The following is a 19,149-nucleotide window of genomic DNA, read 5'->3' on the forward strand; positions in this document are numbered from 1 at the left end:
TCCGAATCAATCAAAATCTGTCTATTTACATATCATTTTATAACGTTTGTTTATGCACTGTATGTTCATTGCAATGCGAGCAAAATTTCTTTAATTCGAGGCGTACAGTGGAGCCTTCTTTAGCCGGGAACGTGTAATTTCTCGATCCACATTTCTCGCAATTTAGCACGACTTTTTTTGCCATACACTCACCTTTTTCGGCACTTTATCTTTTTAAGACTAACACCTATATTTGTCAATGTCAATAAAGCCTATGACCTCTAAGACATTTCCTCAAGGACTAAATGTCGCTCTAATTTGCGCTTCACCCGCTGCAAAGCATTATCAATGGATTTCACATGACGATTTAATTTTGCAGAAATTTCATGATATGATCGGCCATCTAGATATAGAGCTAAAACCTGTAACTCTAGTTCACTTAAAATCTCACTCATCTTTTCTTCTAAATATCCAAATTCTTCTCTATGAATTATTAATTCTTCTGGATCATCCATGATAGCGCCTGTTAAAACATCCATTAGCGTTCGGTCTGATTCTTCATCAAAAATGGGCTTGTCCAAAGAAACATACGAGTTGAGAGGTATATGCTTTTGCCTAGTAGCCGTTTTAATAGCGGTAATAATTTGCCTTGTAATACATAGCTCAGCAAATGCCCGGAAAGAAGCAAGCTTATCCCCTTTAAAATCACGAATCGCTTTATACAAACCAATCATGCCCTCTTGCACAATATCTTCCTTATCAGCACCAATTAAGAAATAGGATCTTGCCTTCGCCCTAACTAACAAACGGTATTTCGTAATTAAATAATCCAACGCATCTGTATTACCTTGATGCACCATTTCAATAAGCTCTTCATCATTGAATCGTTCAAAATCTTGTGTCACTTGTACAATGCTATTTTTAAACATGGTATCACCTCAGCCACAACAGATAATTAGGAACAGTATAACGGAAATGGAAAATATGCGTCAATCAATCATTTCAATCCACGTCTCCATTTTTCGAATGCTATCGCCACATCCGGCTTTAATTCTATACGTGAAGGTGGTCTACTTTCATGTTTCCTTTTTACAGCATGTGATATTTTATGCTGGATAATGCTTGTATCTATTTCTAGTTCTCTCGCTGATTTTCTCAAAGCTCCATTACCAAAGATCACACTTTGCTCTGCCATATCGGAAGTTGCTACGTGTATTTGTACATTTCTAGCCTTAAGTTCATGCGTCATTTTTTCAATACGTTCATCTGCTGTTTCATTTTTCCGAGTATAAATGACTTCAACATCACTTTCTAAATAAGATTGCTCTACGCCTGGTACTAGATGTGCGTCAAAAACAATAATTACGCGCCACCCCATAGCTGCTTTATATTCAGCCATAAGTTCTATCAACCTTTTGCGAGCATCCTCAAAATTTGTATCCCGCAATGGTCGAAGCTCTTTCCAGGACCCAATCATATTATAGCCATCAACTAGCAAAATGTTTTTCATTGTTACTCATTCGCTTCTTGACGCTTACGATACACTTCGTACATTAATAATGCTGCTGCCACTGAAGCATTCAGTGATGTCACATGCCCTACCATCGGTAAATGATACAAGAAGTCACATTTCTCTTTTAATAAGCGACCCATTCCCTTACCCTCACTACCGATAATGATAGCCAATGGTAATGTTGCATCCATTTTCCGATAGTCTACAGAGCCCTTCGCGTCTGTACCAGCAATCCATATACCTCGTTCTTTTAGTTCATCCACTGTTTGAGCCAGATTGTTTACACGTACTACAGGGACATGTTCAATAGCGCCTGTTGAAGACTTCGCCACGACAGCTGTTAAACTTACTGAACGGCGCTTTGGAATAATAATACCATGCGCTCCTATTGCATCAGCTGTTCTCATAATAGAACCTAGGTTATGTGGATCTTCAAGCTCGTCTAAGATTAAGAAAAAGGGATCTTCTTGTTTTTTTGCGGCTGCAGCAAATAAATCCTCCAGTTCAGCATACTTATATGCTGCAACAGAAGCAACAATACCTTGATGATTTGCACTTGATAATTGGTCGACCTTCTTTTTCGGAACAAACTGAACGATCACTCCACGTTCTCGAGCTAGATCTAGCAGTTCATTGACACCCGATTTTTTTACCCCCTCTGCAATCCATACTTTATTCATATCGCGTCCTGAACGAAGTGCTTCTAACACTGGGTTTTTACCGGCAATAATTTCTCCATTTTGTTCTGTCATTCTTTCTACACTCCTTTCGATTCCTCGATTATTTGAATAGCATATGCAATGATTTCATACACGCGTTCAAGTTCATTTAATAAATATAAACTACCAAGTACCGCCTCAAAGCCAGAGCTATTTCGATAAGTTTGGACATCTGTATTCTTTGGTACAGAGCCGGACTTGGCATTACGTCCACGACGGAACACTGCCAACTCCTCCTCTGTTAAATAATTCTCATCCATCATACGATGAACAATCATAGATTGTGCCTTTGCCGAAACGTAACGCGTTGCCTCTCGATGAAGTGTATTCGGTTTAACTCGACCTGAACGAAGCAAGTGTTCTCGTATCTTTTGCTCCAATACGGCGTCACCCATATAGGCTAACGCCAACGCATTTAATTGCTTAACATCTTCATTGCGAAGTTTATCCAACTTAATTACCCTCGTTTCCATCTAGTTCCTTGTCGCGTATCTTCTAAAATGATACCTTGGGCTTGCAAATGGTCACGAATCTCATCAGAACGAGCAAAATCACGATTCTTACGTGCCTCTACACGCTCTTGTAGTAGTGCTTCAATTTCTTCGTCTAATAATTCTTCTTCTTTTGCAAATTCGATACCTAAGACGTCACCTAGTACTTCAAAAGTTTCAATAAATGTTTCTAACACTTTTTTGCAAGTATTCGTTTCATTTAAATAAATATTAGCAATACGAGCTAACTCAAATAATACCGAAATCCCGTTAGCTGTATTAAAATCATCATCCATGGCCTCTTCAAACTGTGCCTTTTGCTCAGTAATTTTATTCAGCCACTCATCTGAGTGATCGCCTAAGCTTACAGTAGTCGTAAGACGATGCTTCACATTGTTGTAGGCTGTACGAATGCGCTCTAAGCCAGCTGAAGCTGCCTCTACTAAATCCTTCGCAAAATTAATTGGATGACGATAATGAACAGATAGCATAAAGAAGCGAAGCACCTGTGGATCAATTTGTTTACGAATATCATTCACCAAAATAAAATTCCCAAGAGATTTAGACATCTTTTCATTATCAATATTAATATAACCATTATGCATCCAATAACGTGCAAATGTTTTATCATTGTGAGCTTCTGACTGTGCAATTTCATTTTCGTGGTGTGGGAAAGTTAAATCCTGCCCACCAGCGTGAATATCAATAGTATCTCCTAAATGCTCACGAGCCATTACTGAACATTCAATATGCCAACCAGGACGACCATTGCCCCAAGGACTTTCCCAGAAAATTTCACCTGGCTTCGCTGCTTTCCATAAAGCAAAATCTAATGCATCATCTTTTTTCTCACCAGCTTCTATACGTGCACCAATTTTTAAATCATCTACGGATTGATGTGATAATTTACCATAGCCATTAAACTTGCGCGTGCGGTAATACACATCACCTGCTGACTCATAAGCATAGCCTTTTTCAATTAAAACTTGGATAAATTGAATAATATCAGCCATATGCTCTGTTACACGTGGATGAACATCGGCTTTTTTGCACCCTAATGCAGTAACATCTTCAAAGTACGCAGCTATAAAGCGCTCTGTTAACTCATGAACTTCTTCACCAAGCTCATTGGCAGCCTTAATAATTTTATCGTCTACATCCGTAAAATTGGAAACAAACTTTACATCATAGCCTTTATATTGGAAATAGCGACGGACTGTGTCGTAAACTATAACAGGACGTGAATTCCCGATATGGATATAGTTATAAACGGTAGGCCCGCAGACATACATTTTTACTTTGCCTTCTTCTAGCGGAACAAAGGTTTCTTTTTGTCTTGATAATGAGTTGAAAATTTGAATACTCATTGTGTCTCTCTCTCCTTTTGTAAGCGTTCAATTTCCTGTCTTAATATAACAATTTGCTTCTCAAAAGCTTGACAACGTTCTTCTACAGGATCAGGAATATTTTGATGATCTAGTTTTTTCTCTAGACGAACTCCATCTTTAATTACTATTTTACCAGGTATACCGACCACAGTGGCATTTGGAGGCACCTCTTTTAAAACAACTGACCCCGCACCAATTTTACTATTCTCGCCAATTGTAATAGAACCTAAAACTTTAGCGCCTGTTGCTACAAGGACATTATCCTCTAATGTAGGGTGTCGTTTTCCTTTTTCTTTCCCTGTACCACCTAGAGTTACCCCCTGGTACAAAGTCACATTATCACCGATTTCACATGTTTCACCAATCACAACACCCATACCATGGTCTATAAAAAAGCGGCGGCCGATTTTCGCACCAGGATGAATTTCAATACCAGTAAAAAAGCGGCTTATTTGTGAAATGGCGCGAGCCATAAAATAAAAGCGTTTTTTAAAGAACCAATGAGCCACTCGATGAGCCCATGTGGCATGCAAACCGGAATATGTTAATACCACTTCCAATACACTTCGCGCAGCTGGATCATTCTCAAAAATTGTTTCCACATCTTCTTTCATCCTTTTAAACACAAAAAACTCCCCCTTTTTATGTTGTTCTTGCTCAAATTCCTAGAAACCCTTTACACAGAACCGACACTGTCGTCAACTTTCTTTAGAATTCTCTGCCTAAGATGATGTGGTGTGTTTGTTTGAATGCCTCCCTCTTCATCAAAGAATGAAGATAAAATAAAAAACGCCCCTATCATCCCAAAAAGGAATGACAGAGACGCTTAAATTTGCGTGGTTCCACTCTGATTGAAGGCAAAAAGCCTCCCACTCTGGTCGTTCTTTAACGAGAACGAATCGATAAAGCCTACTATAGTTCAGCTTTATGCTCAAAGGTGCATTTCAGTTTTGCCTAGACTCAGACCACTTTCAGCCGGTGATGGTCCTCTCTTTAGAGCGTGCGCCACTTACTTCTCCTTATCAACGCTTTTTCAATGTAAATACATTTTACAACGCAAGAATCAATTGTCAATGGATTTCTATTTATTGTGCAAATTTTTCTACACGATCAATTGCTTTCTCTTTGCCGATTAAGCAGATAGCATTGGGAAGCTCCGGTCCATGTGTTTCACCCGTTGTGACAACACGGATTGGCATAAATAAATTTTTACCTTTATGACCTGTTGCCTTTTGCACAGCTTTAATAGCTGCTTTTACTGCATCTGGCGTAAATTCTTCTAATTCTTCGAGCTGTGCTTTGAATGCAGCCATTACCTCTGGTACTTGCTCTCCTGCTAAAACAGCTTTGGCTTCTTCATCATATTCAATATGGTCTTTAAAGAATAGGCTAGATAATTCAACAATCTCTGCACCAAAGCTCATTTGGTCATGGTAAAGCCCAATTAAATCTGTTGCCCATGCATGTTGCACTGCTGAAAGTTCATCTGGTAAGAGTCCAGCTTTTTGTAAATGTGGTAATGATAAAGCTACTACTTCTTCTAAAGATAGTTTTTTAATATATTGATTATTCATCCATGTCAACTTTTGTTTATCGAACATAGATGGTGATTTAGAAAGACGTTTTTCATCAAAGATCTTGATAAATTCTTCTTTAGAGAAAATTTCCTCTTCCCCTTCTGGAGACCAGCCAAGTAAAGCAAAGAAGTTGAACATTGCTTCAGGAAGATACCCTAAATCCTTATATTGAGTGACAAATTGAATAATGGACTCATCACGTTTTGATAGCTTTTTACGGTTCTCATTAATAATTAACGTCATATGACCGAAGCGCGGATACTCCCAACCAAATGCATCAAAGATCATCATTTGTTTTGGCGTATTAGATAAATGCTCTTCACCACGGAAAACGTGAGAAATCTCCATGAAGTGATCATCTAGAACTACAGCATAGTTATAAGTTGGAATACCGTTTGCTTTTACAATTACCCAGTCGCCAATGTCTTTAGATTCAAATGTAACTTGTCCACGAACTAAATCTTCAAAATCATATGTTACATTTTCTGGTACACGCATACGAATTGTGTATGGCTCACCCGCTGCTTCTTTAGCTGCAACTTCCTCAGCTGAGAGATGACGGCATGTACCATCATAAGTAGGAGCTGCTACACCTCTTGCTTTTTGTTCCTCACGAGATGCTTCCAGTTTTTCTGAAGAACAGAAGCATTTGTAGGCTGCACCTTGCGCTAATAGTTTTTCAGCGTGCTCTTTATAAATATCAAGACGCTCCATTTGACGATAAGGCGCATAAGGTCCACCAATATCAATGGACTCATCATATTCAATACCTAACCATTTTAGGTTATCTAACTGAGATGCTTCTCCACCCTCTACATTACGTTCAATATCCGTATCTTCAATACGTACAATGAATTTACCGTTATGATGTTTTGCATATAAATAATTGAATAATGCTGTACGCGCCCCACCGATATGTAAAAAACCTGTTGGAGATGGCGCGTAACGAACGCGAACTTCTTTCGTCATATTAAAAGCCTCCTAAATTTTCGATCAAAAATTGACTTTGTTCATTTTACCACTCTGTAACTGGAAATAAAAGCAGAGTTCACTCACATTTATTTCTTCATCAAAAGAATTGTTGCCATCGCTGCTATACCTTCTTCACGTCCAGTAAAACCTAGACGTTCAGTTGTTGTCGCTTTGACATTTACCTGTGACGGCTCAGCATGTAACAATTCTGCAATACGATTTTGCATTTGCTCAATATATGGTGCCATTTTTGGTCGTTGAGCCATAATTGTACAATCGACATTACCTAGAATATATCCTTTATCCTCAACAATTTTCCAAATGTATTCTAATAATTTTGCTGAATCTGCGTCCTTAAAAGCTGGATCTGTGTCTGGAAAATGACGTCCAATATCTCCTTCTCCAATTGCTCCTAGCGCTGCATCTGTAACTGTGTGTAATAATACATCTGCATCTGAGTGTCCAACTAACCCTTTTTCATGTGGAATAGTAATACCACCGATAATTAACGGACGCCCTTCTTCAAATGCATGTACATCAAAACCTTGTCCAATTCGAAACATATGATAGAGAGACTACGTTAGCCATACATATGGATAATTCTCCTAGTTTGCCTAAAATGCAGTCTCATTCACCTTCCTTCACTTTTATCTATTTAGTCACTATTATACCCTCACATTTTAACATATTTCCTAGGAAATTGAGCTGATAGCAAATAGTCAGCATTTTCTTATACCAACAGATCCATTACTCCTTGGTGTGCTGGCTTATAGTTTTTCCAAGCTAACCAATCATTATTACAACAGGCGTTAGGACGACCACTGAAAAATAAACATGTCCCATTCTTAAGCATCAATATAAAATCCCATTAGCAACTATCACTAATGAGATTTTTAAACTAGTCACTATTCATTTAATTGCAATGCTCGTTTTCGTAAAATAGCTTCTCCAAATAGCAAATCCTCTTGTGTCGTCATTTTTACATTCTCGTAGCTGCTTTCCACAATATGCACTGTGTGACCAAGACGCTCAACTAGCATTGCTTCATCGGTACCAAGAAAACCTACTTTTTCAGCAACATCCTCTGCCTCAACAATTAAGTCAAAACGGAAGGCTTGAGGCGTTTGAATCATCCATAAGCTGTCGCGATCTACTGTTTCCTCAATGACACCATTACGAACTTTTTTCATTGTGTCCTTTGCTCGGACACCTGCAATGGCTGCACCAAAGTCGTGGGCACTTTGCACAAGATTGGCGATAATAGCATGTGTAATAAAAGGTCTTGCCGCATCATGAACAAGCACGATGTCTACCTGTTCCATTTCCTTCATACATGAATGTACAGAATGCTGTCGTTCAGCACCACCATCAGGTAAACCTTTGACTTTCGTAATACGATATTCATCGAGCAATTCTTGTATATAAATACGCTCCTCTGGTTTTACTGCTAGCCAAATACCTGTGCAAAAAGGGTCCTGTTGAAAGACCTCTAACGTGTGTATCAGAATAGGCTTCTTTAAAAGTTTTAAAAACAATTTATTTTGTCCTGCCCCCATACGTTTTCCACTTCCTGCGGCAGGTAAAACTACTTCATACTGCATGTTTTCACTTCCTAATCGTCCTTCGGCTTTGCAAATATCATACGACCTGCTGACGTCTGCAGCACACTCGTTACTGTTACCGTTATTGCCTGTCCTATATAGCTACGACCGCCTTCCACAACAATCATTGTACCATCGTCTAAATAGGCTACTCCTTGATTATGCTCTTTGCCATCTTTAATGACTACCACCTGCATATCTTCACCTGGAATAACGACAGGCTTTACGGCATTCGCTAAATCATTTATATTTAATACTTTTACATGATGTAGCTCGCATACTTTATTAAGGTTAAAATCATTTGTGACAATTTGCGTATCAGTCCCCATTTTTTTTGCCAGTCGTACAAGTTTTAAATCTACCTCTTGCACATCCTCAAAATCCTCATCTGTAATCTCTACGTTCGTATTACGTTCATCCTGTAATTTCCTTAAAATATCTAAGCCTCGACGACCTCTTGTGCGCTTTAATGTATCTGAGGAATCAGCAATATGCTGAAGCTCTGTTAGGACAAATTGAGGCACAATTAAGATTCCTTCAATGAATCCTGTTTCAGAAATATCTGCGATGCGGCCATCAATAATGACACTTGTATCTAACAATTTGTAACTTCCTCGCACCTCTTGAATTTCATTACCCTCAGCAACTTTTTTCTTTGTCTGATTACTACGTAAGGTAAAAAGCTGGATTAATTCATCCCTTTTTCTAAAACCTAAACGGAAGCCTAGATATCCTAATACGAATGACAGGATAATAGGGACTACCTCTGTAATAACAGGGAACTTCACACTATTAATAGCAAAGCCTAAAAAATACGCTACAATTAGCCCTATTATTAGGCCAAGCGTACCAAATAACAAATCTCCGACCGGAACCTTAAACAGGACCTCTTCCATCCAGCTAATGAGCTTCACAAAATAATCGGAAAACGCGAATGACAATGTAAACAGTAAAAGCGCTCCTAATGCTACTGATACGTAAGGATTATCAAGCCAAGGATTAGATGATAAATGAAGCAATTCGTATAATGGCGGTAAGAAAACAAGGCCCAATGCTCCTCCAATCAGTAAAAAAGCTATCTGAACAAATTTTTTCACAAGCTGTCACCTCCTATTGTTAGTTAAGATTATACATAGTTTATTATAGAAAATCCTTCTTCAGCCCATCAGATTATCATTATTTAACTCTCTCTTTCCAACCACACTTTCACCCTGCATTAACTAGGACGCCTATTCCTTTACTTGAGTTTCCCACTTTTTACGTCAAAATGAAGGAAATGCATGTCAGAATAGTATCTAACATGCATGGTTTTCCTATAACTCTCTAAAACAGGCATTTAATGCATCCTTTATTGTTTCTACACCGACAATTTCAATCCCTTGCGGAAAATCCCAACCACCTATATTTGATGCAGGAATGAAGACTTTTTTAAAACCAAGCTTCGCTGCTTCAATGACACGCTGCTCGATACGGGATACTCGACGTACCTCTCCTGTCAGACCCACTTCACCAATAAAGCAATCGGTTGCCCTTACAGCCTGATCCTTAAAGCTAGACACGATGCTTGTCAGAACAGCTAAATCTATAGCAGGTTCGTCCAATTTCACACCACCAGCAACTTTAATATATGCATCCTGTGCTTGTAGCATGAGACCCATACGCTTTTCAAGCACAGCCATCAGCAATTGCACTCTATTTTGATCTACCCCGGTTGCCATCCGTTTAGGGTAATTAAAGCTTGTAGGCGTCACTAGCGACTGAATTTCAACGAGTATTGGCCTTGTTCCCTCCATCGAGGCAACAATCGTGGAACCCGCAGCCCCTTGTGAACGCTCCTGCAAAAATAGCTCAGATGGGTTCAGCACCTCTTTTAAACCACCCTGTAGCATTTCAAATATAGCAATTTCATTGGTAGAGCCAAAGCGGTTTTTTTGACTTCGTAAAATACGATGATTATGATGTCTTTCGCCTTCAAAATATAGGACTGTATCCACCATATGTTCTAAAATTCGAGGCCCTGCGATTTGCCCCTCTTTCGTAACATGCCCAACTAAGAATATAGCAATCCCTTTTGTTTTAGCTATTCGCATAAGCTCAGCTGTACACTCACGTACCTGAGATACACTACCTGGCGCACTTGTTACCTCTGGATGAAAGACCGTTTGTATGGAATCGACAATGACAAATTTCGGCTGTACTTCCTCAATCGTTTGATTCAAAAACTCAAGATTCGTTTCGGAATAAATGTACAGCTCTTGAGAGATTACCCCTAAACGCTCTGCTCGTAGCTTCGTTTGACGAATAGACTCCTCACCTGAAATATACAGCACGCGATGGCCTTTATTTGAGAGCAAAGCTGAAACTTGTAGTAATAATGTTGATTTCCCAATCCCAGGATCGCCACCTATTAATACTAGAGAGCCAGGCACAATACCACCGCCTAATACACGATTCAGCTCGCCCATTTCTGTCGCCACTCGAGACTCTTCACTAGCTTCGACCTGAATAATGGGGATTGCCTTTTGAGTAACTGTAGCAGAATGCTGGAATGCCCCTCTTGGTCCTTTCGCTATAACTTCTACTTCCTCCACCATTTTATTCCATTCTCCACAGCCTGGACATCTTCCCATCCATTTTGCCGATTCATAGCCACAGCCTGAACATACAAATTTCGTTTTTTTCTTTGCCAACTTTCTTTCACCTCGAATATTTGTTCTTATATTAATTGTACAAAAAAAAAGACAGCTTGGCACTTAATGCCTTACTGTCTTTAGTTTGAAATTATTTAGAGATAGAAACTCCCTCTTTTTTCTTCACAATAAACTCGTCATTTACATAATCAATGATAACATGATTACCCTTCTCCACATTACCCTTTAATAATTCTTCTGATAATCGGTCTTCCACTTGTTTTTGTAATGCTCGACGTAGTGGACGTGCACCGTATTGAGGATCGTAGCCCTCCTGAGCAATTTTTTCAAGCGCTGCATCTGTTAATTCTAATGAAATATCCTGTTCTTTCAACCGCTTTGTTAGAGCGTTCCCCATCATCGCAATGATTTCTTTTAAATGCTCTTTTTCTAATGAATGGAACACAATCATTTCATCAATACGGTTTAAGAATTCTGGACGGAATGCTTTTTTCAATTCTTCGAGCATCGTACTCTTCATATCTTTATGTTTAGAATCTGCACCACCTACGTTAAAACCAAGGCTTTTTTGATATTTAAGAGCATCCGCGCCGACGTTAGAAGTCATTATCACTACTGTGTTGCGGAAGTCTACTACACGCCCCTTAGAGTCCGTTAATCGACCATCTTCAAGAACTTGCAGGAGAATATTGAAAACATCAGGGTGTGCTTTTTCAATTTCATCTAGTAATACAACAGAATATGGTTTACGACGAACCTTTTCAGTCAATTGACCACCATCATCAAAGCCTACGTAGCCTGGAGGTGAACCTACTAAACGAGAAGTTGAATGTTTCTCCATGTACTCAGACATATCGACACGAATCATAGCATCTTCGTCACCAAACATCACTTCAGCAAGTGCTCTTGCAAGCTCCGTTTTACCAACACCAGTAGGACCTAAGAAAATAAATGAACCGATTGGTCGTTTTGGATCTTTGAGGCCCGCTCTTGCACGACGGATCGCACGGGAAATGGCTTCTACTGCTTCCCCTTGCCCAACCACACGTTTGTGTAGCTCTTCTTCAAGTTGTAATAATTTTGAAGATTCTTCAGAAGCAATTTTAGCTACAGGAATTCCTGTCCACATTGATACAACTGCTGCAACATCATCTACTGTTACTTTGGACTCGGCTTTACCTTGCTCTTCTTTCCAATTTTTTCTTGTAGCTTCAATCTCATCTTTAAGCTTTTGCTCCGTATCTCTTAACGCAGCAGCCTTTTCAAACTCTTGACCTGATACAGCAGCATTCTTTTCAGAGCGAACATTTTCAAGCTTATCTTCAAGTGCCTTTAAGTTTGGTGGCACTGCGAATGAACGTAAGCGAACCTTTGATCCTGCTTCATCAATCAGGTCAATTGCTTTATCTGGTAAGAAGCGGTCAGAAATATATCGATCACCCATTTTTGCCGCTGCTTCAATTGCTTCATCTGTAATTTTCACTCGGTGATGTGCTTCATAGCGATCTCGTAAGCCTTGAATAATGAGAATTGCTTCTTCCACCGTTGGTTCATCCACTTGGATCGGTTGGAAACGACGCTCTAATGCTGCATCTTTTTCAATATATTTACGATATTCATCAAGCGTTGTCGCACCGATACATTGCAGCTCACCACGCGCTAAGGATGGTTTTAAAATATTTGATGCGTCAATTGCACCTTCTGCACCACCTGCACCGATTAAAGTGTGTAATTCATCAATAAATAAAATGATATTTCCGGCTTGGCGGATTTCATCCATTACTTTTTTCAAACGGTCCTCAAATTCCCCACGATATTTTGTGCCTGCAACGACAGTTCCCATATCTAGTGTCATCACACGTTTGTCTCGAAGAATTTCTGGTACTTCATTATTAATAATTTGCTGTGCTAACCCTTCAGCAATTGCTGTTTTACCAACACCTGGCTCACCAATTAAAACAGGGTTATTTTTTGTACGACGCGATAACACTTCGATAACACGTGTAATTTCCTTGCTTCGACCAATCACAGGATCTAACGTGCCTTCACGGGCAATTTGAGTTAAATCACGGGCTAAACTATCTAATGTAGGGGTATTCGCAGCTTGTGCCGCTTGTTGACCTGATTGCGCATTATCATTATTCCCTAATAACAATAATACTTGCTGACGTGCTTTATTTAAGCCCACACCTGCATTGTTTAAGACGCGAGCTGCTACACCTTCACCTTCACGTATAAGGGCTAACAGCAAATGCTCTGTACCGATATACGAATGGCCTAATTTACGAGATTCATCAACCGATAGTTCAATTACTTTTTTCGCTCGTGGCGTATAGTGAACGATTGGACCAACATCTTCTTTACCTTTACCAACTAATTCTTCAATACCAGCTTCAATCATTTGAGGACTAATATCAATAGCTTCTAACGCTTTTGCAGCAATACCGCCGCCTTCACGTATAAGCCCTAATAAAATGTGCTCTGTGCCAATGGATTCGTGCTTCCAACGAATAGCCTCTTCCTGAGCAAGCTGTAATACTTTTTGCGCGCGTTGTGTAAAACGATTAAACATCATATAAATCCTCTCCTTTTTCCCCATTATTAGGCTTATTCGTGTGTGTTTGAATTAATGCCTCACGAAGCATTTCTGCTCGTACACGATCACGTTCAGCAGGCGGTAATGCCTCACCTGCATAATGCTGTAAAAAACCTGGTTGCATACTGACGACGCACTCATTTAAAGTTGTTGCGAGTATACCGTCAATCAACTGTAGGTCGACTCCTAAACGAACATTCGAAAGACAGGTAGCCGCTTCCTCACTTGTTAAAATTCTTGCATAAGTAAGGGTACCTAAAGCTCGATAAACTCGATCTTCTAAAGCAAGCTCAGCTTTTTCCATCAGCCTGCCTCTCGCATGCCGTTCCTTTTGTATAATTTTTTCAGCAACACTTTGTATATCTGCTAAAATATCTTCTTCTGTCTTTCCAAGTGTAATTTGGTTAGACACTTGATAAACGTTCCCTAAATTTTCGCTTCCTTCACCATATATACCTCTTACCGTCATGCCTAAGCGTGTCATCGCATTTATAATTTGATTCATCTGTCCGGTTAACGTAAGAGCAGGTAGATGCATCATCACAGATGCCCGAAGCCCAGTACCAATATTCGTAGGACAGCTTGTTAAATAGCCAAAGGTATCTCGAAATGCATAAGGTAAGACCTTCTCTAGAATACGGTCAATCTTATTCGCTTGTTCATAGGCATTTTGAAGCTGAAAACTCGCGGTCATACATTGAATGCGCAAGTGATCCTCTTCATTCACCATAATACTCACCGATTCATCTTGTGACAGAAGCACAGAGCCCACCTGCTCTTTTTTTGCAAGCTGCGGACTAATCAAATGCTTTTCTACAAGAATTTGACGTTGTAAAGGTGTTAAATCATTGATAGAAAAATAAGCATAATCATTTTGAAGCGTTGGACTATCGCTTACTGCATGTGTAACTGCCTGTTCCACCTGTAAAGCCTCGTTCTCTGAAAACGATAATGGAAAACGATATCCATCTAAATTTCGAGCAAGGCGAATACGTGTACTAATGACAATGTCAGAATAATCGTCTTCAATACGCATCCAAGTAGGTGTAGCACGCTCTAAAAACGATTCAATCATCATGACACATCACCACCTTCAAATTGTAGCTGCTTCTCAAGCTCTTTGACTTCATCACGAAGCTTTGCTGCCTCTTCGAATTGTTCTTCATCTACAGCGAACTTCATGCGTTTACGGATTTCCTCAATTTGCTTTTTAATGACATACACATTGCTATGGGCACCTGGCATTTTACCAATATGTTGGGGACCAGCCTGTATCCGATTAAAGAGCTTAGGTAAATGTTCGCTAAAAGTGTCATAACAGCTTGGGCAACCAAACTTACCTTCTTTCAAAAATTGCTTATACGTAAATTCACATTGTGGACACGTTTGCTGTTGTGGCTGTGTTTGTTGTTTTTCCCCCACCTTTTGCCATGTAGGTGAGCCAAACCAGTTAGATAATAACTGTTGTATAGAAACTGGCTCTTGTTTAAACTCTGCATGAAATGGATGGAACTGTGAGGCGCAGACGTCACAATAATGGTGCTCCACCTTTTGCCCATTTTGAACTTGTGTTACAGTAACTGTCGCATTACGTTGTTTACAATGTTCACATATCATTTCCATCACCTCACTATTTCTGCTGCTCGTATTTTATAGTTGTCAGCATCGCCCGCAATATTTTTGCTCGAATTATATCTCTTAAAGGAAGATGTAAGTCGATTGTTGAGCGATCAATTGCTGCTAACATTAACTTCGCTTCTCGCTTTGAAATTACCTGCTCGTCGATGAGTCGATACACTAAATCTTCTGCCATCGTTTGCGATGCTCCACCTTCAATATGCCGGAGAACATCGTCAATTAAATCAATCTGTGAATTCGCGCGGACACGTAAAATTCGAATGTATCCACCACCACCACGCTTGCTCTCTACAAGGTAACCTCGCTCGGCAGTAAATCTTGTATTAATGACATAATTTATTTGTGACGGAACACATTGAAATTTATCTGCAATTTCACTACGTTTTATTTCAATATGCCCTTCCCCACCTAATTCAAGTACTTGCTTTAAGTAACCTTCTATGATGTCTGATATATTACGCATTTTAGGAATACACCTCGCTTGCTTCACTGACTTTGACTATCTTTGACTTTCTTTGAGTATATTATACAAAACGCTTGAAAATAATTGCAATGATTTCGCCCAGAGAAAAATGAAATGCCTTAAAAAGTATATTCAAGCGTAGAAAATAGCACTTATTAATTAATGGCTATCGAGCACACTTATTTGCTTCCTACACCTAATGTACCCTTTTTATCCATAGAAAAAACGCAAGCATATGCAACTAGCATATACTTGCGTCTATAAAAATTATACCCAACGACCTACAATTGGATAACGCCAAGGCTCATCAGTTAATGCTTTGACGATACCGATAATTGGTACTACTAATAGCATAATACCGAAAACGATTAAAAATGGAATGCCAATGATGAAAAAGCTTAAGACTCCAGAGACAGCAAGTAAAACCGCCATGACAAGTTGGAAAAGTATTGCTTGGATAGAAATTGCCTTCACTTCCTCATCCGTACTAATTAAAAAGAAGATTATGGGAACTAACCATGGCGCAAAAAACGAACTTGCGTGTATGATTACTTTAGACCATTTACTCTCCATATATATCAACCCTTTCTTTATGCGTTGTCTATCGTTTTATGTACTACTATTTACGGAACTATACCCGTAATAGTTTCAATTTAAAGTGAGTTTTTTAAAATTTTTTTGAAAGGTCGTGATGAGAAATGGAATTTAACCACACATTAGCAAATGAATATGAAAAGGGGATTCGCCGTACTCTACCAAGCTATGATGCAATGCTTCGTTTAATACAAACTTTTTATCGTTCTACATTACAGGAGCAAGCTGATATGTTGATTGTTGGTGCAGGCAGTGGCAATGAAATATTACAGCTAGCAGATGGAAGACCGCATTGGTCATTTACGGGTGTTGATCCGTCAGAATCTATGCTCGATATAGCAAGGGAGCGTCTCCAATCGTTACCCAATGATCTGTCATTCTACCGTGGGACATTGCTGGATACACAGCTACCAGCCACCACATTCGATGCAGCTAGTTGTGTACTCGTCCTTCATTTTATTCAAGGTTATGAAGAAAAGCTGTCAACTTTGAAAGAAATTTACAACCATTTAAAGCCAGGGGCACCTTTTACTCTTGTTTCAAAATACGGTCAACCTGGTACGATTGAAACGGAACTACAATTCGATTTATGGCGTTCCTACTGGCTTCAACATACAAAACTTTCTATATCCGATGTTGCAGAAATGGAAAATTCCATCCGTGCTCTGTCATTTATGCCCGAGAAAGAAATATTAACATTATTACAAGAAGCAGGTTTTATAAAACCTTCTAGATTTTTTGCCACTACTTTGTTTGGTGGATGGGTATGCTTTAAAGAGGAAGAACATTAAATATATATATTGTAGTAAATACTTTGAGGTGAAAGCTGTGATAAGCACCATTGGCATTACAAAAAAACAACAATTACTAAAGGATTTCCCTTTGGAATCGATACATCAACAAGAATTCGAGTGGTACTGGATTGATTTTAATTGTCCAACTGCTGAGGAAGAATCTTTGCTAGATTCATTTTTTCATTTCCACCCACTAGCTATTGAAGATTGCTTGATGCGATTACAACGTCCAAAACTCGATTTTTATGACGATTTTCATTTTTTCGTCATTCATCGATTAAACGAGCTGTCATTAGCTGCAGAGGAGGTAAATATTTTTACCTCTAATAAGTATATAGTGACATTTCATAAGAACCCAGTTCCTGAAATAGAAAAGGTACAAAAGTTGTTAGAAAGCCAGCCAAAAAACTGGGAGCGTGGCACGGTTTACTTAACCTACCAAACCATTGATAAAATTGTTGATAGCTATTTCCCACTTGTTTATAAAATTGAAGATCATTTAAATGCACTTGAAGGCGAACTTACATACCAAAGCAACGTAAATGCCATGAAGATTGTCTTCGAGTTTCGTAGTGATTTGCTCGATTTAAGGCGTGCCATTTTACCGATGAGAGACCTTTTATATCGAGTACTTAATTCTTACCGTTTTTCATTGAACAAATCTGAAAGAGCTTATTTTGGAGATATTTACGACCATCTTCTAAAACTAACTGAAATGGTTGAATCAAATCGAGAGCTGACGGCAGATATGCGAGATAGTTATATGGCTATGAGCTCAAGCCGAATGAATGGCATTATGATGACTTTAACAATCGTCTCAACCATCTTCATTCCACTGACCTTTATTGCTGGAGTTTATGGGATGAACTTTGACAATATGCCTGAGCTACATGGACAATACAGCTATTTTATTGTCCTCGGTATTATGATTATTGTTGTCATCGCTATGCTTACCATCTTTAAACATAAAGGCTGGTTTAAATTATTTAAGCCCTAATCCACAAAAAGCTGCTCGTTTAACAATCAAAACGAGCAGCTTCAGTTATTACTATTAATAAGGACCGCGGTCGTCAATTTTATTTTCACCCTGCTGTGGGAATAAAAAGTATGCTAAAACCCCTGATCCTAAAGCAGCGCAAATTGTAATTAACAGCTGTTCAACAGCTGGTACTTCCGCATAATAGTTTCGTAGCATATAAATGGAACCTATTGCAACAATGACCATGACTGGAATAACGAATTTAAAGCGTTTTTTCTCCATATAGTACCTCCTATTTATCTTTCACGTTCAGTTTTATTCTCCTTAAACAGTTCGTATTTTACAGGTTTCCCACTTTAAATTCAAATTTACTCTGCTGCACTAACAGAACTGCCAAGAAAGTAAAAAAATAAAGAAATAACCAAATTTTTAACCAAATATTCAGCAAATAATAGTAAAATAGATTTAATACCAATTGTTTATCAAATTTACAGACCTAACAAATTCAGAAGTTCATTTTACTCACAATTATTATGGATATTAAGAATGGAGCAAACAATAATGAGTTGGTTTTCAAAAAACAGCAGTTCTAGCTACTCAATTACATTAACACCTGAAAATTTTAAGGGCCATGTACAATTAGATGTTTTAAATCATCCAAATCTTCAAAAGCAATTACAGCTTTTAAATTTAACAATTGAGGATTTAGCCATAATTAAGCAACTACAACCGTTAGCTAAGGATTTAATACCTGCAATGGTGGAGCAATTTTATGCAGCCATTAGTTTGAGCCAAGATTTAATAGATATTATTAATAGAACCTCGCATATAGATCGTTTAAAAATTACGTTACATAAGCATTTAAGCGATATTTTTGAAAGTCATATTAATGACGCCTATATCGCTGAAAGAAAAGCAATTGCTGAAGCCCATGTACGAATTGGCTTACAATCAAAATGGTATATAGCATCCTTTCAATCACTTACCTCAACGTTCACAAATTTTGTGAATGAAGTGGACATTTCAAAAAATGATGCCATTCGAGCCATTAATGCATTTTGCAAAATCATTAATTTTGAGCAACAGCTTGTGATCGAGGCTTACGAAAAAGAGGAAGACCGTATCCGAACAGCCGCTGACCAAACGAAAAACGCTCTTGTTACGACAATTCAAAGTACAGCAGAGGAACTTAAC

General features: G+C 38.7%; 20 protein-coding genes, 1 pseudogene and 1 other annotated feature. Of the genes and pseudogenes, 3 read left to right on the forward strand and 18 right to left on the reverse strand.

All coding sequences use genetic code 11. The features are described 5' to 3' along the window. Window positions 1-37 precede the first annotated feature (37 nt). From rpmG to ACOZBY_RS16420, 17 genes are all read right to left on the reverse strand, one after another. A complete protein-coding gene (rpmG, locus tag ACOZBY_RS16340; protein WP_075807303.1) occupies window positions 38-184 on the reverse strand; it encodes a 50S ribosomal protein L33 in 147 nt (48 codons plus the stop codon). 76 nt (window positions 185-260) lie between these two features. Next, a complete protein-coding gene (gene sigH / locus ACOZBY_RS16345) occupies window positions 261-908 on the reverse strand; it encodes an RNA polymerase sporulation sigma factor SigH (RefSeq protein ID WP_031416729.1) in 648 nt (215 codons plus the stop codon). Between the two features lie 68 nt (window positions 909-976). Beyond that, window positions 977-1,489, reverse strand: a complete 513-nt coding sequence (locus tag ACOZBY_RS16350; protein ID WP_012296085.1) for an NYN domain-containing protein — start codon at window positions 1,487-1,489, stop codon at window positions 977-979. A gap of 2 nt (window positions 1,490-1,491) precedes the next feature. After that, window positions 1,492-2,244 (reverse strand): 23S rRNA (guanosine(2251)-2'-O)-methyltransferase RlmB, encoded by a 753-nt coding sequence (gene rlmB / locus ACOZBY_RS16355; protein ID WP_012296086.1) that lies wholly within the window; start codon window positions 2,242-2,244, stop codon window positions 1,492-1,494. A 5-nt stretch (window positions 2,245-2,249) separates the two neighbouring features. After that, the gene (locus tag ACOZBY_RS16360) at window positions 2,250-2,663 is read right to left on the reverse strand and encodes a Mini-ribonuclease 3 (protein ID WP_012296087.1); all 414 of its coding nucleotides are present in this window, start codon (window positions 2,661-2,663) and stop codon (window positions 2,250-2,252) included. A gap of 5 nt (window positions 2,664-2,668) precedes the next feature. Next, a complete protein-coding gene (gene cysS, locus ACOZBY_RS16365; protein WP_012296088.1) occupies window positions 2,669-4,069 on the reverse strand; it encodes a cysteine--tRNA ligase in 1,401 nt (466 codons plus the stop codon). Next, complete coding sequence (epsC, locus tag ACOZBY_RS16370) at window positions 4,066-4,716, reverse strand: serine O-acetyltransferase EpsC (RefSeq protein WP_036162451.1); 651 nt, start codon at window positions 4,714-4,716, stop codon at window positions 4,066-4,068. The genes cysS and epsC overlap by 4 nt, the downstream gene beginning before the upstream one ends. Window positions 4,717-4,905: 189 nt before the next feature. After that, window positions 4,906-5,125 (reverse strand) — a binding site (T-box leader). A 50-nt stretch (window positions 5,126-5,175) separates the two neighbouring features. Beyond that, window positions 5,176-6,636 (reverse strand): glutamate--tRNA ligase, encoded by a 1,461-nt coding sequence (gltX, locus tag ACOZBY_RS16375; RefSeq protein ID WP_012296090.1) that lies wholly within the window; start codon window positions 6,634-6,636, stop codon window positions 5,176-5,178. Between the two features lie 89 nt (window positions 6,637-6,725). Then, complete coding sequence (gene ispF / locus ACOZBY_RS16380) at window positions 6,726-7,202, reverse strand: 2-C-methyl-D-erythritol 2,4-cyclodiphosphate synthase (protein ID WP_008180601.1); 477 nt, start codon at window positions 7,200-7,202, stop codon at window positions 6,726-6,728. Between the two features lie 342 nt (window positions 7,203-7,544). Beyond that, window positions 7,545-8,240: a 2-C-methyl-D-erythritol 4-phosphate cytidylyltransferase gene (gene ispD, locus ACOZBY_RS16385; RefSeq protein ID WP_031416731.1), complete on the reverse strand. Its 696-nt coding sequence runs from the start codon at window positions 8,238-8,240 to the stop codon at window positions 7,545-7,547. A gap of 11 nt (window positions 8,241-8,251) precedes the next feature. Then, window positions 8,252-9,337, reverse strand: a complete 1,086-nt coding sequence (locus ACOZBY_RS16390) for a PIN/TRAM domain-containing protein (protein ID WP_012296092.1) — start codon at window positions 9,335-9,337, stop codon at window positions 8,252-8,254. A gap of 216 nt (window positions 9,338-9,553) precedes the next feature. Beyond that, on the reverse strand, window positions 9,554-10,930 hold the full coding sequence (gene radA, locus ACOZBY_RS16395; protein WP_012296093.1) for a DNA repair protein RadA: 1,377 nt from the start codon (window positions 10,928-10,930) through the stop codon (window positions 9,554-9,556). Between the two features lie 91 nt (window positions 10,931-11,021). Next, window positions 11,022-13,466, reverse strand: a complete 2,445-nt coding sequence (locus ACOZBY_RS16400) for an ATP-dependent Clp protease ATP-binding subunit (RefSeq protein ID WP_031416732.1) — start codon at window positions 13,464-13,466, stop codon at window positions 11,022-11,024. Next, window positions 13,456-14,565, reverse strand: a complete 1,110-nt coding sequence (locus ACOZBY_RS16405; RefSeq protein ID WP_012296095.1) for a protein arginine kinase — start codon at window positions 14,563-14,565, stop codon at window positions 13,456-13,458. Before ACOZBY_RS16405 ends, ACOZBY_RS16400 begins: the two co-directional genes overlap by 11 nt. Beyond that, the gene (locus tag ACOZBY_RS16410; RefSeq protein ID WP_031416733.1) at window positions 14,562-15,104 is read right to left on the reverse strand and encodes a UvrB/UvrC motif-containing protein; all 543 of its coding nucleotides are present in this window, start codon (window positions 15,102-15,104) and stop codon (window positions 14,562-14,564) included. The genes ACOZBY_RS16405 and ACOZBY_RS16410 overlap by 4 nt, the downstream gene beginning before the upstream one ends. 13 nt (window positions 15,105-15,117) lie before the next feature. Then, window positions 15,118-15,588, reverse strand: a complete 471-nt coding sequence (locus tag ACOZBY_RS16415) for a CtsR family transcriptional regulator (protein WP_031416734.1) — start codon at window positions 15,586-15,588, stop codon at window positions 15,118-15,120. 267 nt (window positions 15,589-15,855) lie between these two features. After that, window positions 15,856-16,161 (reverse strand): DUF4870 domain-containing protein, encoded by a 306-nt coding sequence (locus ACOZBY_RS16420; protein ID WP_325882139.1) that lies wholly within the window; start codon window positions 16,159-16,161, stop codon window positions 15,856-15,858. 125 nt (window positions 16,162-16,286) lie between these two features. On the opposite strand from ACOZBY_RS16420, the gene ACOZBY_RS16425 reads away from it, so the two are divergent. Then, window positions 16,287-16,973 carry a class I SAM-dependent methyltransferase gene (locus tag ACOZBY_RS16425; RefSeq protein WP_031416736.1) on the forward strand — a complete coding sequence of 229 codons (687 nt, stop codon included), beginning with the start codon at window positions 16,287-16,289 and terminating at the stop codon, window positions 16,971-16,973. A 37-nt stretch (window positions 16,974-17,010) separates the two neighbouring features. Continuing rightward, window positions 17,011-17,973 carry a magnesium/cobalt transporter CorA gene (gene corA / locus ACOZBY_RS16430; protein ID WP_031416737.1) on the forward strand — a complete coding sequence of 321 codons (963 nt, stop codon included), beginning with the start codon at window positions 17,011-17,013 and terminating at the stop codon, window positions 17,971-17,973. A 54-nt stretch (window positions 17,974-18,027) separates the two neighbouring features. On the opposite strand, the gene ACOZBY_RS16435 is transcribed toward corA, so the two are convergent. Continuing rightward, entirely contained in the window at window positions 18,028-18,237 is a 210-nt protein-coding gene (locus tag ACOZBY_RS16435) for a hypothetical protein (protein WP_325882140.1), read from the reverse strand. Window positions 18,238-18,516: 279 nt separating this feature from the next. On the opposite strand from ACOZBY_RS16435, the pseudogene ACOZBY_RS16440 reads away from it, so the two are divergent. Then, a pseudogene (locus tag ACOZBY_RS16440) lies at window positions 18,517-19,062 on the forward strand (protoglobin domain-containing protein); the annotation flags it as partial. Window positions 19,063-19,149: the final 87 nt, after the last annotated feature.

It is taken from the genome of Lysinibacillus sp. NPDC056220, from assembly GCF_049315265.1.
Classification (GTDB): Bacteria; Bacillota; Bacilli; order Bacillales_A; family Planococcaceae; genus Lysinibacillus; species Lysinibacillus pinottii.